Annotated in this window: 20 protein-coding genes and 1 tRNA gene; all 21 read right to left on the bottom strand. The window is 67.9% G+C overall.

Annotated features, from left to right (window positions below; all coding sequences use genetic code 11):
- Positions 1-35 precede the first annotated feature (35 nt).
- Entirely contained in the window at positions 36-3,467 is a 3,432-nt protein-coding gene (locus tag QM782_RS08830) for an EAL domain-containing protein (RefSeq protein ID WP_415202542.1), read from the bottom strand.
- Positions 3,468-3,607: 140 nt separating this feature from the next.
- Positions 3,608-3,684 (bottom strand) — tRNA-Met (locus tag QM782_RS08825).
- Between the two features lie 26 nt (positions 3,685-3,710).
- On the bottom strand, positions 3,711-4,112 hold the full coding sequence (gene rplQ, locus QM782_RS08820) for a 50S ribosomal protein L17 (RefSeq protein WP_415202541.1): 402 nt from the start codon (positions 4,110-4,112) through the stop codon (positions 3,711-3,713).
- Positions 4,113-4,190: 78 nt separating this feature from the next.
- Complete coding sequence (locus QM782_RS08815) at positions 4,191-5,180, bottom strand: DNA-directed RNA polymerase subunit alpha (RefSeq protein WP_415202540.1); 990 nt, start codon at positions 5,178-5,180, stop codon at positions 4,191-4,193.
- A 109-nt stretch (positions 5,181-5,289) separates the two neighbouring features.
- Complete coding sequence (gene rpsD / locus QM782_RS08810; RefSeq protein WP_415202539.1) at positions 5,290-5,913, bottom strand: 30S ribosomal protein S4; 624 nt, start codon at positions 5,911-5,913, stop codon at positions 5,290-5,292.
- Between the two features lie 105 nt (positions 5,914-6,018).
- Complete coding sequence (rpsK, locus tag QM782_RS08805; protein ID WP_114468695.1) at positions 6,019-6,423, bottom strand: 30S ribosomal protein S11; 405 nt, start codon at positions 6,421-6,423, stop codon at positions 6,019-6,021.
- Positions 6,424-6,441: 18 nt separating this feature from the next.
- Complete coding sequence (gene rpsM / locus QM782_RS08800) at positions 6,442-6,807, bottom strand: 30S ribosomal protein S13 (RefSeq protein ID WP_415202538.1); 366 nt, start codon at positions 6,805-6,807, stop codon at positions 6,442-6,444.
- A 20-nt stretch (positions 6,808-6,827) separates the two neighbouring features.
- Positions 6,828-6,941: a 50S ribosomal protein L36 gene (rpmJ, locus tag QM782_RS08795; protein WP_006297867.1), complete on the bottom strand. Its 114-nt coding sequence runs from the start codon at positions 6,939-6,941 to the stop codon at positions 6,828-6,830.
- Between the two features lie 38 nt (positions 6,942-6,979).
- Positions 6,980-7,198: a translation initiation factor IF-1 gene (infA, locus tag QM782_RS08790; protein WP_007869286.1), complete on the bottom strand. Its 219-nt coding sequence runs from the start codon at positions 7,196-7,198 to the stop codon at positions 6,980-6,982.
- A 5-nt stretch (positions 7,199-7,203) separates the two neighbouring features.
- Positions 7,204-8,517, bottom strand: coding sequence for a preprotein translocase subunit SecY (gene secY / locus QM782_RS08785; RefSeq protein WP_415202537.1), 1,314 nt, complete (start codon positions 8,515-8,517; stop codon positions 7,204-7,206).
- Positions 8,518-8,547: 30 nt separating this feature from the next.
- Positions 8,548-8,979, bottom strand: coding sequence for a 50S ribosomal protein L15 (gene rplO, locus QM782_RS08780; RefSeq protein WP_415202536.1), 432 nt, complete (start codon positions 8,977-8,979; stop codon positions 8,548-8,550).
- 10 nt (positions 8,980-8,989) lie between these two features.
- On the bottom strand, positions 8,990-9,172 hold the full coding sequence (gene rpmD / locus QM782_RS08775) for a 50S ribosomal protein L30 (RefSeq protein WP_415202535.1): 183 nt from the start codon (positions 9,170-9,172) through the stop codon (positions 8,990-8,992).
- A gap of 14 nt (positions 9,173-9,186) precedes the next feature.
- Entirely contained in the window at positions 9,187-9,711 is a 525-nt protein-coding gene (gene rpsE, locus QM782_RS08770) for a 30S ribosomal protein S5 (RefSeq protein ID WP_415202534.1), read from the bottom strand.
- Positions 9,712-9,728: 17 nt separating this feature from the next.
- A complete protein-coding gene (gene rplR / locus QM782_RS08765; protein WP_415202533.1) occupies positions 9,729-10,094 on the bottom strand; it encodes a 50S ribosomal protein L18 in 366 nt (121 codons plus the stop codon).
- An 11-nt stretch (positions 10,095-10,105) separates the two neighbouring features.
- Positions 10,106-10,639 (bottom strand): 50S ribosomal protein L6, encoded by a 534-nt coding sequence (gene rplF / locus QM782_RS08760; RefSeq protein WP_415202532.1) that lies wholly within the window; start codon positions 10,637-10,639, stop codon positions 10,106-10,108.
- A 24-nt stretch (positions 10,640-10,663) separates the two neighbouring features.
- On the bottom strand, positions 10,664-11,059 hold the full coding sequence (gene rpsH, locus QM782_RS08755; protein ID WP_415202531.1) for a 30S ribosomal protein S8: 396 nt from the start codon (positions 11,057-11,059) through the stop codon (positions 10,664-10,666).
- A 21-nt stretch (positions 11,060-11,080) separates the two neighbouring features.
- Complete coding sequence (gene rpsN, locus QM782_RS08750; RefSeq protein WP_415202530.1) at positions 11,081-11,386, bottom strand: 30S ribosomal protein S14; 306 nt, start codon at positions 11,384-11,386, stop codon at positions 11,081-11,083.
- Between the two features lie 10 nt (positions 11,387-11,396).
- Positions 11,397-11,936 (bottom strand): 50S ribosomal protein L5, encoded by a 540-nt coding sequence (rplE, locus tag QM782_RS08745; RefSeq protein ID WP_415202529.1) that lies wholly within the window; start codon positions 11,934-11,936, stop codon positions 11,397-11,399.
- 2 nt (positions 11,937-11,938) lie between these two features.
- A complete protein-coding gene (rplX, locus tag QM782_RS08740; RefSeq protein ID WP_415202528.1) occupies positions 11,939-12,262 on the bottom strand; it encodes a 50S ribosomal protein L24 in 324 nt (107 codons plus the stop codon).
- An 11-nt stretch (positions 12,263-12,273) separates the two neighbouring features.
- Positions 12,274-12,642, bottom strand: a complete 369-nt coding sequence (rplN, locus tag QM782_RS08735; protein ID WP_145548763.1) for a 50S ribosomal protein L14 — start codon at positions 12,640-12,642, stop codon at positions 12,274-12,276.
- Positions 12,643-12,833: 191 nt separating this feature from the next.
- Positions 12,834-14,423: an FAD-dependent oxidoreductase gene (locus QM782_RS08730; RefSeq protein ID WP_415202527.1), complete on the bottom strand. Its 1,590-nt coding sequence runs from the start codon at positions 14,421-14,423 to the stop codon at positions 12,834-12,836.
- Positions 14,424-14,444 lie beyond the last annotated feature (21 nt).

Here is a 14,444-nt window from a genome sequence, read left to right as displayed (position 1 = left end):
AGTCTAGCGAGGCCCCGGGCCGTGCGCCGCGCCGGCTACGGCTGCCCGGTCGGGGCCAGGGCCGAGGCCAGGTAGCCGTCCAGCGCCGCGGCCGGCATGGGCCGCCCGAACAGGTAGCCCTGGAACGCGCGGCAGCCTTCGTGCAGCAGGAAGTCGCGCTGCGCCGGCGTTTCCACGCCCTCGGCGATGACCTGCAGGCCGAGGCTGGAAGCCAGGCCGATGATGGTGCGCACGATAGCGCTGTCGTTGGCGTCGCGGCCGGCCTCGCGCACGAACGACTGGTCGATCTTCAGCTGGTCCAGCGGCAGCCGGCGCAGGTAGCTCAACGAGGAATAGCCGGTGCCGAAGTCATCCAGCGAGAAGCCGATGCCGTGCGCCTTCAGCGCCTCCATCTTGGACGCCGTGGTCTCCATGTCCTCGACCATCAGGCTCTCGGTCAGCTCCAGCTTGAGCCGGCGGCCGTCGGCGCGCGTGCGCGCCAGCACGCTGGCGCACTGCGCCACGAAATCCGGATGGCGGAACTGCCAGGAGCTGACGTTCACCGCCATGGTCAGGCCGGCCGTCTCGGGCCGGGCGGACCACCGCGCCAACTGGAAGCAGGCCTCGCGCAGTACCCAGCGGCCCAGCTGCAGGATCAGGCCGGTGTCTTCGGCCAGCGGGATGAACTCGCCCGGCAGGATCTGGCCACGCTGGCGGTGCGCCCAGCGCACCAGCGCCTCGAAGCCGGTGACCCGGCCCTGGTCGTCGACCTGGGGCTGGTAGTGCAGCGCCAGTTCGTTGCGCGCCAGCGCCTGGCGCAGGTCGGACTCCAGCGCGGCGCGCGCGGTGACGGCGGCCTGCAGCCCGGGATCGAAGAAGCGCAGCGTATTGCGGCCGGCCGCCTTGGCCTGGTACATCGCGATGTCGGCCTGCTTGAGCAGCTCGCCGACGCCGCCCAGGTGGCCGTGGAACGGCGCGATGCCGACGCTGCAGGTGGACAGGTGCAGGTTGCCGGCCAGCTGGTAGGGCGTGTTCAGCGCGGCCAGGATCTTCTCGCCGATCTGGCGCGCATGCAGCGCGACCTCCTCGTCGGCTCCGCCCAGGTCTTCCAGCAGCACCACGAACTCGTCGCCGCCGAGCCGGGCCACGGTGTCGATCCCGCGCACCGATTCGCGCAGCCGCGACGCCACCTGCTGCAGCAGCAGGTCGCCCATGCCATGGCCCAGCGTGTCGTTCAGCGTCTTGAAGTTGTCCAGGTCGATGAACAGCAGCGCGCCGCCGCGGCCGCTGCGGTGCTCGGCGGCCAGCGCCTGCTGCAGCCGGTCCATCAGCAGCAGCCGGTTGGGCAGCTGCGTCAGCGGGTCGTAGAAGGCCAGTTGCTGGATCTCGCGCTCGGCCTGCTTGCGTTCGGTGATGTCGGTGTGGATGGCCAGCACCGACTCGGGCGCGCCCTGCTCGTCGCGCACCAGCGTCCACCGGGCGCCGACGGTCACGGGCCGGCCGTCGCGGCGCGTCTGTATCAGTTCGCCGCTCCATTCGCCGCGCGCGCGCACGTCGTGCAGTGCCTGCTCGAAGGCGGCCTGGTCGCGGTGCAGCCGCGTCACGCGAAAACCCTGCGCCGCCTCGACCGCGCGCCAGCCGTACAGGCGCTCGGCGCCCTGGCTCCAGAACAGCACCTGCTGGTCCATGCCGTAGACCACGATGGCGTCCTGCGCCAGGTCCAGCAGCGAAGCCTGGCGGTGCAGCCGGCGATCCTGCTCGCGGCGCTCGATCTCCGCGGCCGCCCGGGTCGCGAAGATCTGCAGCGTGGACATGACCACGTCCACGTCGGCCGGCCGGCGCTCGAACAGCGTGAACAGCACGCCCAGCGTGCGCCCGGCCGAATCGTCCAGCCGCACGCCGACGCAGGCCACCGGCCTGAACGCGCCCAGCAGCCGCGCCACCAGCGGCGAAGGCGGCGGCAGCGCGTCGGAGAACCAGTTCGCCTGGGCCAGCACATGCTCGGCCGGGGTGCCGGCGATCGGAAGGGGGATGTCCTCGGCGAACACGCCGTCGACGACCGCCGCCAGCACCTGCAGCGCCGGCGCGTCGCGGTCGCTCACGCGGCCGATCACCGCGGCGCGCGCGCCGACGGCCTGGGCCATGTGGTGCGCGAGCTTGCGGAAGAACGATTCGCCGGCGGCGGCGGACACGGCCACCGCCGCCTGCATCACGGCGGCATGCAGGCGGCGCTGCTGCTGCTGCGCGCGCAGGTTGCCGATGCCGAAGGCCAGGTTGTTCGCCAGCTCCTGCAGCAGCGCCACTTCGTCGCGGCCGATGCGGATGACCTCGGGCGCATACAGGTAGAAGAAGCCGAAGGTCCGGTGCCGGTCACGCAGCGGCAGGCAGGCCACGCCGCGAAAGCCGCTGGCCAGCGCGTCCTGCAGCCAGGGCACGAAGGTCTCGTCGCGGGCGATGTCCTCCACGATCACGACCTGCCCGCTGCGCACGGTGCGCGCGGCCGGACCCCGGCCGTTGGGGCCGTTCTCGTCCCAGGACATGGGGATGCCCGCCATGAAGCGGGCGTCGTCGCCGGCATGGGCGGCCACCTCGATGGTGCGGTCCGCATCCTCGTTCGCGTAGCCGACCCAGGCCATCGCGTAGCCGCCGATGTCCACGGCCACCTGGCAGACCCCGCGCAGCAGCGAGCTCTCGGATTCGGCCCGGATCAGGCTCTCGTTGCAGGCGCTGAGCATGCGCTGCGCGCGGCTCAGGCGCGCCAGCTCGCGGTCCGCCTGCAGACGCAGGCTGACGTCGGTCAGGCCGCCGACCATGCGGCGCACCTTCCCGTCGTCGCCGCGGATCAGATAGGCCCGGCTGCTGACGTACACGGCCTGGCCGTCGGGCCGTTCCAGGCAGAACTGCTCGGACCAGGTGTCCACCATGCCGCCCAACGCGCCGGCCAGGCCCTGGCGGACGCGCGCGCGCTCGGCCGGATGCACCTGGGCCATCCAGTCCATCTCGCTGGCATCCCGGTGGCCGGGAGCGATGCCCAGCAGCGCCTGCGCGCCCTCGCTCCACCACACCGTGCTGGCCCGCAGGTCCCAGTCCCAGACCGCATCGGCCATGGCGCGCAGCAGGGGACGGATGCGGTCCTCGGAATGGCGCAGGGTTTCGGACAGCTGCCGGCGTGGCGAGACGTCGCGGAACACGACCTCCAGGCCGCCAGCCTCCAGCGGGTGCGCCTGCAGTTCGAACCAGCGCCCCAGGGTCGCCGCCTGCGCCTCGAACGCGACCGCGCAGCGCTCGCGCAGTGCCCAGGCGCATTCGGTCGCGAACACGGATTCGGCCGTCCCGCCGAAGGCGGATTGCAGGTCGCAGCCGATCAACTCGGCGATGGAGCGCCGCAGCAGCCTTGCCGCGTCGGCATTGGCCTCGCCCACCCGACCTGCGGCATCCAGCACCAGTCGTGCATCGCCGACGGTCATTCGGGTGGAAACGGCGGCCATGGAAGGGTTGGTTGCTCCTGCAGTGACGCCGGGCCCTGCGGGGCCGGCCTTGTACGCTGCGGCACAGTGTAGTGGCGCACGACGCGATGCCGCACGCTCTCTGAAACGACGAAGCCCGCTATCAGCGGGCTTCGTGAATTTGGTTGCGCGAGGAGGATTTGAACCTCCGACCTTTGGGTTATGAGCCCAACGAGCTACCAGACTGCTCCATCGCGCGGCAAGACAGAAATTATAGCGTGTTTTTTACGCCTTGGCTTCTTCGCCGGTAGAAACTTCTTCGGAAATCTCCGGACGGTCCACCAGTTCGACCAGGGCCATGGGCGCGTTGTCGCCGACGCGGAAGCCCATCTTCAGGATGCGCGTGTAGCCGCCCGGCCGTGCCTTGTAGCGCGGGCCCAGTTCGTTGAACAGCTTGACCACGCTGTCGCGGTTGCGCAGGCGGTCGAAGGCCAGGCGGCGGTTCGCGACCGTGGCTTCCTTGGACAGCGTGATCATCGGCTCGACGACGCGGCGCAGTTCCTTGGCCTTGGGCAAGGTGGTCTTGATGACTTCGTGCTCGATCAGCGAATTCATCATGTTGCGCAGCATCGCCAGGCGGTGCTCGCTGGTGCGGTTGAGTTTGCGGAGTCCGTGTCCGTGGCGCATGGTGATTTCCTTTCCTTATCGATCGAGGGTGGCCGTACCAGGTACCACCCGTTCACCAGTTGATGGGAGAGAGGGGGCTTATCGCTTGTCCAGGCCCGCGGGCGGCCAGCTTTCCAGCTTCATGCCCAGGGTCAGGCCGCGCGAGGCCAGCACTTCCTTGATTTCGTTCAGGGACTTGCGGCCCAGGTTGGGCGTCTTCAGCAGCTCGTTCTCGGTGCGCTGGATCAGGTCGCCGATGTAGTAGATGTTCTCGGCCTTCAGGCAGTTGGCCGAGCGCACCGTCAGCTCCAGCTCGTCGACCGGACGCAGCAGGATCGGGTCGAACTGCGCGTTGCCGCGCGGCACCGGCGCATCGAAGATCTCCGCGCCCGGGCCTTCCAGCTGCGCGAACACCACCAGCTGCTCGACCAGGATCTTGGCCGAGGCGCGCACGGCGTCCTCGGCCGTGATCGCGCCGTTGGTCTCGATCTCGACGACCAGCTTGTCCAGGTCGGTGCGCTGCTCGACACGGGCGCTCTCGACCGTGTAGCTGACGCGCTTGACCGGCGAGAACGAAGCGTCCAGCACGATGCGGCCGATCGACTTGGTCTGCTCGTCGCCGTAGCGGCGCACGTTGCCCGGCACGTAGCCGCGGCCCTTCTCGACCTTGATCTGCATGTCCAGCTTGCCGCCCTGCGACAGCGTGGCGATGACATGCCCGGGGTTGATGATCTCGACGTCGTGCGGCGTCTGGATGTCGGCGGCCGTGACCACGCCCTCGCCGTCCTTGCGCAGGCTCAGCGTGACTTCGTCGCGGTTGTGCAGCTTGAACACCACACCCTTCAGGTTCAGCAGGATGTTGACCACGTCCTCCTGCACGCCGTCGATGGACGAGTACTCGTGCAGCACGCCGGCGATCGTGACTTCGGTTGCCGAATAGCCCACCATCGACGACAGCAGGACCCGGCGCAGCGCGTTGCCCAGCGTGTGGCCATAGCCGCGCTCGAACGGCTCCAAAGCAACTTTGGCCCGGTTCGGGCCAAGTTGCTCCACATTGATGGCTTTGGGTTTCAGCAGATTGGTTTGCATGCAGCTTCCTCTCAATACCCCCGGCTCGTTACACCGGTAAGGCTGGTGAAGTGTGCCCAGGGCCGCCATGCCGGGCGGCCCTGGGTGGAATTCGCTGGATCAGGCTCGATTAGCGCGAGTACAACTCGACGATCAGCGATTCGTTGATGTCGGCGCCGAATTCGTCGCGGTCCGGCACCTTCTTGAACGTGCCTTCGGCCTTGTCCAGGCTGACCTCGACCCAGGCCGGGATGCCGACCTGCTGCGCCAGCTGCAGCGCTTCGACCACGCGGTTCTGCTTCTTGGACTTCTCGCGCACCGCGACCACGTCGCCGACCTTGACCATGTAGGACGGGATGTTGACGCTCTGGCCATTGACCGTGATGGCCTTGTGCGACACCAGCTGGCGCGCCTCGGCGCGGGTGGAGCCGAAGCCCATGCGGTAGACCACGTTGTCCAGGCGCGACTCCAGCAGCGACAGCAGGTTGGCGCCGGTGTTGCCGCGGAGGCGGTCGGCTTGCTCGAAGTAACGGCGGAACTGCTTCTCCAGCACGCCGTACATGCGCTTGACCTTCTGCTTCTCGCGCAGCTGCAGGCCGAAGTCGCTGGTGCGCGAGCCGGAAGTGCGGCCGTGCTGGCCGGGCTTGGAATCGAACTTGGCCTTGTCGCTGATCGAGCGGCGGGCGCTCTTCAGGAACAGGTCGGTGCCTTCACGGCGGGAAAGTTTGGCCTTGGGGCCGAGATAGCGTGCCACTTGGTAGGTCCTTCGAATGCAGCTGCCACGGCGCGAAGCCGTGGGAGCCGCCGGTCAAGCGCCGGCGGCGGTGGGCTTAGGAATAACGAAAACGGAAAACGGCGCTCAGATGCGGCGGCGCTTCTGCGGGCGGCAGCCGTTGTGGGGCACTGGCGTCACGTCGGAGATCGAGGTGATGCGGATGCCCAGGGCACCCAGTGCGCGCACGGACGACTCGCGGCCCGGGCCGGGGCCCTTGATCTCGACGTCCAGGTTCTTGATGCCCTGTTCCATCGCGGCGCGGCCGGCCACTTCGGAGGCCACCTGGGCGGCGAACGGCGTCGACTTGCGCGAACCCTTGAAGCCCTGGCCACCGGAGGAGGCCCAGGACAGCGCATTGCCCTGGCGGTCGGTGATCGTGATGATCGTGTTGTTGAACGAGGCGTGCACGTGCGCAACTCCGTCGGAGACGTTCTTGCGGACCTTCTTGCGCACGCGCTGGGCGGCGTTGTTCGACGGAGCTTTAGCCATGGTGATCTCTCAATCTCTTTACTTCTTCAGGGCCTGGGCGGCCTTGCGCGGACCCTTGCGGGTGCGGGCATTGGTGCGCGTGCGCTGACCGCGCATGGGCAGGCCGCGGCGATGGCGGAAGCCGCGGTAGCAGCCGATGTCCATCAGGCGCTTGATGTTCATCGTGGTCTCGCGGCGCAGATCGCCCTCGATCGTGAACTGGGCGATCTGGTCGCGGATCTTCTCCAGGTCCGCGTCCGTCAGGTCCTTGACCTTCTTGGAATACTCGATGCCGCAGGCTTCGCAGATCTGCCGCGCGCGGGTGCGGCCGATGCCGAAGATGGCGGTCAGGCCGATCTCGGCGTGCTTGTGCGGCGGAATGTTGATACCAGCAATACGTGCCATAACGTCCTCTTGAACCTAGCTCAGCCCTGGCGCTGCTTGTGACGCGGATCGGTACAGATCACGCGGACCACGCCGTTGCGGCGGATGATCTTGCAGTTGCGGCAGATCTTCTTGACGGAAGCCGAAACTCTCATAACTCTCTCCTAAAACTGTTTGCCTGTCGCCAACCCACCTATTTGGCGCGGAACACGATCCGCGCCCGGGACAGGTCGTAAGGCGTCAATTCGACCGTCACCTTGTCGCCGGGCAGGATGCGGATGTAGTGCATGCGCATCTTTCCGGAGATATGTCCCAGTACCACGTGGCCGTTCTCCAGCTTCACGCGAAACGTCGCGTTCGGCAGGTTCTCGACCACTTCGCCCTGCATCTGAATGACGTCGTCTTTCGACATGCCGGTCAACCACCTGCTTTGAAGTTCGCTTTCTTCAGCAGCGACTCGTACTGCTGCGACATCATGTAGTTCTGCACCTGCGCCATGAAGTCCATGGTCACGACCACGATGATCAGCAGCGACGTGCCCCCGAAATAGAACGGAACGTTGTATTTCAGGATCAGGAATTCCGGCAGCAGGCAGACGAAGGTGATGTAGATGGCACCGGCCAGCGTCAGCCGCAGCAGGATCTTGTCGATGTAGCGCGCGGTCTGCTCGCCCGGACGGATGCCCGGAATGAACGCACCGCTCTTCTTCAGGTTGTCCGCGGTCTCGCGGCTGTTGAACACCAGGGCCGTGTAGAAGAAGCAGAAGAACACGATCGCGGCGGCGTACAGGATCACGTAGATCGGCTGGCCGGGGCTCAGCGTGCCGGCGATGTCGCGCAGCCAGCGCATCGACTCGCCCGAGCTCATCCAGCTCACCAGCGTGGCCGGCAGCAGGATGATGGACGAGGCGAAGATCGGCGGGATCACGCCGGCCATGTTCAGCTTCAGCGGCAGGTGCGACGACTGGCCACCGTACATCTTGTTGCCGACCTGGCGGCGCGCATAGTTCACGAGGATCTTGCGCTGGCCGCGTTCGACGAACACCACGAAGTAGGTCACCAGGGCCACCACGATCACGATGACCAGCGCGGCGATGATGCTCATCGCACCGGTGCGCACCAGCTCCAGCAGGCCGCCGATGGAACTCGGCAAGCCGGCCGCGATGCCGGCGAAGATCAGGATCGAGATGCCGTTGCCCAGGCCGCGCTCCGTGATCTGCTCGCCCAGCCACATCAGGAACATCGTGCCCGCCGTCAGGCTGACCACGGCCGTGAGCCGGAACATGAGGCCGGGCGAAATCACCAGGCCGGCGGAGCTTTCCAGCGCGATCGCGATCGACAGCGACTGGAACAATGCCAGCGCCAACGTGCCGTAGCGCGTGTACTGCGTGATCTTGCGGCGGCCGGCCTCGCCTTCCTTCTTCAGCTGCTCGAAGGTCGGCACGACGTAGGTCATCAACTGCATGATGATCGACGCCGAGATGTACGGCATGATGCCCAGCGCGAACACGGTGAAGCGCGACAGCGCCCCGCCCGAGAACATGTTGAACAGGTTCAGGATGCCGCCCTGGTGGCCGCCGAACAGCTGCTGCAGCTGCTCCGGATTGATGCCCGGCACCGGGATGTGCGCACCGATGCGGTAGACCACCAGCGCCAGCAGCAGAAAGACCAGCCGGCGACGCAGGTCGCCGAACTTGCCGGTCTTCGCGATGTTGGGCGATTTAGTGGCCACCGGGCGAATCCTCGTTCACGTCCCGCGCGATCAGGCCAAGCTGCCGCCGGCCGCCTCGATGGCGGCCTTGGCACCCGCGGTCGCGCCGATGCCGGTCAGCTTCACGGCGCGCGTCAGCGTGCCGGTCTTGACGACCTTGACCGTCTTGGCGATCTCGCCGACCAGGCCGGCTTGCTTGAGCGCCAGCAGGTCGACCTCGGCCGCGCCCAGCTTGTCCAGCGCCGCGAGCGTGATCTCGGCGTTGAACTTCAGCTGCTGCGACTTGAAGCCGCGCTTGGGCAGGCGCCGCTGCATCGGCATCTGGCCGCCTTCGAAGCCGACCTTGTGGTAGCCGCCGGCGCGGGACTTCTGGCCCTTGTGGCCGCGGCCCGCGGTCTTGCCCAGGCCGGAGCCGATGCCGCGGCCGACACGGCGCTTGGCATGCTTGGCCCCTGCTGCGGGCTGGATGCTGTTGAGTTCCATGGTCGACCTCTTACAGAACCTTCACCAGGTAGGCGATCTTGTTGATCATGCCGCGCACGGCCGGCGTGTCCTGCAGCTCGCTCACACTGTTGAGCTTGCGCAGGCCCAGGCCGCGGACGGTGTCGCGGTGCGACTGCTTGGTGCCGATGGGGCTGCGCACCAGCTGCACCTTCACGGTTTGTTGCGTAGACATTTCCGGTCCCTCGCTCAGCCGAAGATCTCTTCGACCGTCTTGCCGCGCTTGGCCGCGATCTCGGCCGGCGTGGTGGAGTTGCGCAGCGCGTCGAGCGTCGCGCGCACCATGTTGTACGGGTTGGACGAGCCATGGCTCTTGGCCACGACGTCGGTGATGCCGATGACTTCGAAGACGGCACGCATCGGGCCGCCGGCGATGATGCCGGTCCCCTTGGGGGCCGGGCTCATCATCACGCGCGAGGCGCCGTGGTGGCCGTGCGCCGTGTGGAACACGGTGCCGTTCTTCAGCGTGACCTTCAGCATGTTGCGACGAGCTTCTTCCATCGCCTTCTGCACGGCGGCGGGCACTTCCTTGGACTTGCCCTTGCCCATGCCGACGCGGCCGTCGCCGTCGCCGACCACGGTCAGCGCCGCGAAACCGAGGATGCGGCCGCCCTTGACCACCTTGGTCACGCGGTTGACCGCGATCATCTTCTCGCGCAGACCGTCCTCAGGCCCCTCGGCCTTGCCCTGCATCTTCCCTTGGATTCTTGCCATGATGGATTCCGATCTGCTTAGAACTGCAGGCCCGCTTCACGGGCGGCGTCGGCCAGAGCCTTGACGCGGCCGTGGTAGGCGAAGCCCGAACGGTCGAACGCGACCTTCTCGACGCCGGCAGCCTTGGCCTTCTCGGCGATGCGCTTGCCGATCACGGCGGCGGCGGCGGCATTGCCACCCTTGCCGCAGGCACCCAGCTCCTTGCGCACGTCGGCTTCCAGCGTCGACGCGGAGGCCAGCACGCGGGAGCCGTCGCCGGAGATGACGCTGGCGTAGATGTGCAGGTTGGTGCGGTTCACGCTCAGGCGCGCGACGCCTTGCGAGGCGATCCGGATGCGGGTCTGCCGGGCGCGGCGCAGACGCTGTTCTTTCTTGGTCAACATGCTGCTGCCCCTTACTTCTTCTTCGTTTCCTTGATCGTGACCTTCTCGTCCGCGTAGCGGATGCCCTTGCCCTTGTAGGGCTCGGGCGGACGGATGGCACGAATCTCGGCGGCGATCTGGCCGACGCGCTGGCGGTCGGCCCCCTTGATCACGATTTCCGTGGCCGCGGGCGTGGCCACCGTGATGCCGGCGGGCATGTCCACGTTGACGGGGTGCGAGAAGCCGACCGACAGGTTCAGCTTGGCGCCCTGCGCCTGGGCCTTGAAGCCCACGCCGACCAGGGTCAGCTTCTTCTCGAAACCCTTGCTGACGCCGACGACCATGTTGTTCACCAGCTGGCGCATGGTGCCGCTCATGGCGTTGGCCTCGCGCGACTCGTCGACCGGCGCGAAGCTCAGCTTGCCGTCTTCGCTCTTGATCGCGACCAGGCGGTTCTGCGCCAGCGACAGCTGGCCGCCCGCACCCTTGACGCTGATCTGGTCGTCCTTGATCGCCACGTCCACACCCGCGGGAATGGACACCGGCGCTTTACCTACTCGAGACATTGGCTCTTTCTCCTCGCTGCCGGATTAGGCGACGTAGCACAGGACTTCGCCACCCACGCCAGCGGCGCGGGCCTTGCGGTCCGTCATGACGCCCTTGGGGGTGGTCACGATCGCCACGCCCAGGCCGTTCATGACCTGGGGAATGGCGTCGCGGCCCTTGTAGACGCGCAGGCCGGGACGGCTGACGCGCTCGATGCGCTCGATCACGGGGCGGCCGGCGTAGTACTTCAGCGCGATCTCGAGTTCGCTCTTGCCACCGTCCTGGGTGACGCGGAAGCCGTCGATGTAGCCCTCGTCCTTCAGCACCTGGGCGATCGCCACCTTCAGGTTGGAGGACGGCAGCGACACCGTGGCCTTGGACACCATCTGCGCGTTGCGGATACGCGTCAGCAGGTCGGCAATGGGATCACTCATGCTCATAAAGAATCTCCTGCCTGCTGCTTACCAGCTGGCCTTGGTCACGCCGGGAATGTCGCCGGTGAAGGCCATTTCGCGGATCTTGGCGCGGGCCAGGCCGAACTGGCGGAAGGTGCCGCGCGGACGGCCGGTGATTTCGCAGCGGTTGCGCTGGCGCGTGGGGTTGGCGTTGCGCGGCAGCTTCTGCAGCGCCAGGCGCGCGGCGGCGCGCTCTTCCTCGCTGTGCTTGGCGCTGCCGGCCACGGCCTTCAGCTCGGCGTATTTCGTCGCGTACTTGGCAACCAGACGGTCCCGCTTCAGTTCGCGCTGGATCAAAGCTACTTTAGCCATGGATCAGTCCTCAGTTCTTGAACGGGAATTTGAAGCCAGCGAGCAGTGCCTTGCACTCTTCGTCGCTCTTGGCCGTCGTGGTGATGCTGATGTTCAGGCCGCGCAGCGCATCGACCTTGTCGTACTCGATCTCGGGGAAGATGATCTGTTCCTTGACCCCGATGTTGTAGTTGCCGCGGCCGTCGAAGGCCCGGCCGCTGATGCCGCGGAAGTCGCGCACGCGCGGCAGCGCCACGGTGACGAAGCGGTCCAGGAACTCGTACATCTTCACGCCACGCAGCGTGACCATGCAGCCGATGGCCTGGCCTTCGCGGATCTTGAAGCCGGCGATGGCCTTCTTGGCCTTGGTGACGACGGGCTTCTGGCCGGCGATCTTGGTCAGGTCGCCGACGGCGTTGTCCATGATCTTCTTGTCGGCCACGGCCTCGCTCACGCCCATGTTCAGCGTGATCTTGGTCAGGCGCGGCACCTGCATCGGGGACTTGTAGCCGAACTTGGTGGACAGTTCGGGCGCGATCTTGTCGCGGTAGAGGTCTTGCAGTCGTGCCATGGTCATGCCACCTTGATTTCCTGGCCGTTGGACTTGTAGACGCGGGTGCGCGTCTTGCCGTCTTCCGACACCTTGATGCCCACGCGGTCGGCCTTGCCGGTCGCGGCATTGAAGATCGCCACGTTGGACTGGTGGATGGGCATGCCCTTTTCCACGATGCCGCCGGTGGTGCCCTTCATCGGGTTCGGCTTGGCGTGCTTCTTGACGAGGTTGATGCCCTCGACCAGCACGTGCTCGTCACCCTTGCGCGCCAGCACCTTGCCGCGCTTGCCCTTGTCGCGCCCGGCGATCACGATGACCTCGTCGCCCTTGCGGATCTTGTTCATGTGGCGTCCTCTTACAGAACTTCAGGGGCCAGGGACACGATCTTCATGAACTTCTCGGTACGCAGCTCGCGCGTGACCGGTCCGAAGATGCGGGTGCCGATGGGCTCCAGCTTGTTGTTGAGCAGCACGGCGGCATTGCCGTCGAACTTCACGAGCGAGCCATCGCCGCGGCGGATGCCCTTGGCGGTGCGCACCACGACGGCGCTGTAGATCTCGCCCTTCTTGACGCGGCCGCGGGGCGCCGCTTCCTTGACGCTCACCTTGATGATGTCGCCCACGCTGGCATAGCGCCGCTTGGAGCCACCGAGCACCTTGATGCACAGGACGGACTTCGCACCCGTGTTGTCGGCCACATCCAGCCGGGATTCAGTTTGGATCATTTGATATTCCCAACTTGTACCGGCCTGCCGCCGTGCCGGGACGATCCCGACACCTGCCTGCAACCCGGTCAGTCTTGGGCCCGTCGCCTGCGCCGCGTACGCATTCAGTCGTCCACGGCACTCGCGTTTGGGCAGAAATTCATCGCCTTTTACGGCGAAGCCCGCGATTATGTGCGCTGCCTGGCGGCGTGTCAAGCGACCAGATAGGAAAGCGCCAGATCGCGGAACGCCTCGGGCGCCGGCGCCGGGCAGCCCTCCTCGCGCAGCAGGCCGGCCACGGCCGGCGCCAGCCCGGCCGCCCGGCGCGCGTCCAGGAACAGCAGCCGCACGCGCCGGGCCAGCACGTCCTCGACGGTGCGGGCGTATTCGTGGCGCACGGCGAAGCGCACCATGGCCTCGCTCAAGCCGGCGTCGAGCATGCGCCCGCTGCCGGGCAGCGCGGCCACGGCCGGCCAGTCGCTGCCGTAGCCCTGGCGGCCCTGGGGCGCGCTCAGCGGCGGGCGGTCCCGCGGCAGCAGGTCGTCGGCGCCGACCAGGCGCAGCCGCTGGGTGCGGCACGGCGCGCCGGCCGGCAGCAGGCCGGCGTCCTGGCAATGCCGCAGCACGTCCTCGGCCATCGCGCGGTAGGTGGTCCATTTGCCGCCGGTGACGGTGACCAGCCCGCTGCGGCTGACCTGCACGGTGTGCTCGCGGCTGATATTCTTGGTGGCGCCGGCCTCGTCGCCGGAGGGCCGGACCAGCGGGCGCAGGCCGACCCAGCAGCTCAGGATGTCCTCGCGCCGCGGCGGCCGGGCCAGGTAGCGGGCCGCCTCGCGCAGGATGAAGTCCAGCTCCTCGGCGAACGGGCGCGGCTCGTACGGCAGGTCCTGGCGCGGCGTGTCGGTCGTGCCCAGGATCACCTTGCCCAGCCACGGCACCGCGAACAGTACGCGCCCGTCGGCCGTCCGGGGCACCAGCAGCGCACGGTCGGTCGGCAGGAAAGCGCGGTCGACCACGGCGTGCACGCCCTGGCTCGGTGCGACCAGCGGCGCGACGCCGCGGCCGGCGGCCCGCGCATCCTGCGCGCGCAGCGCATCGACCCAGACGCCGGCGGCGTTCACGACGCAGCCGGCGCGCACCGTGTGGCGGGCACCGGTCTCGCGGTCCTCGAGCACCAGGCCGGCGACGCGGCCGTTCTCGTGCAGCAGGCCGGCCGCGGCGCAATAGTTCAGCACCAGCGCGCCGTGCCGGGCCGCCGTGCGCGCCAGCGCCAGCGCCAGGCGCGCATCGTCGAACTGCCCGTCCCAGTACTGCACCCCGCCCCGCAGGCCCTGCCCACGCAGGTTCGGCAGCGCCGACAGCACCTGCGCGCGCGACAGGAAGCGCGTGGCGCCCAGGCCCGCGTCGCCGGCCAGCAGGTCGTAGGCCTTCAGGCCGGCACCGTAGAACGGCCCTTCCCACAGCGCGTAGCAAGGCATCACGAAGGCCAGCGGCCGCGCCAGGTGCGGCGCGTTGTGCAGCAGCGTGGTGCGCTCGTGCAGCGCCTCGCGCACCAGGCCCACGTTGCCCTGGGCCAGGTAGCGCACGCCGCCGTGCACCAGCTTGGTCGCGCGCGAGGAGGTGCCCTTGGCGAAGTCGTGCGACTCCACCAGCACGACCTGCAGCCCGCGCGAGGCCGCGTCCACGGCCACGCCCAGGCCGCTCGCGCCGCCGCCGACGACCGCCAGGTCGAACGCCGGCGCGGCCGCCAGCCGCTCCAGCAGGTCGGCGCGGCGGGTCGGCAGCGGGGCGGGCATGGCCATCGGACGATTGTGGCCCGCACA

The organism is Pseudorhodoferax sp. (assembly GCF_047601025.1).
In the GTDB taxonomy this organism is placed as follows: Bacteria; Pseudomonadota; Gammaproteobacteria; order Burkholderiales; family Burkholderiaceae_C; genus Pseudorhodoferax.
Note: the sequence above shows the minus strand (reverse complement) of the source record. Positions and strands in the feature narration are given on the sequence as shown.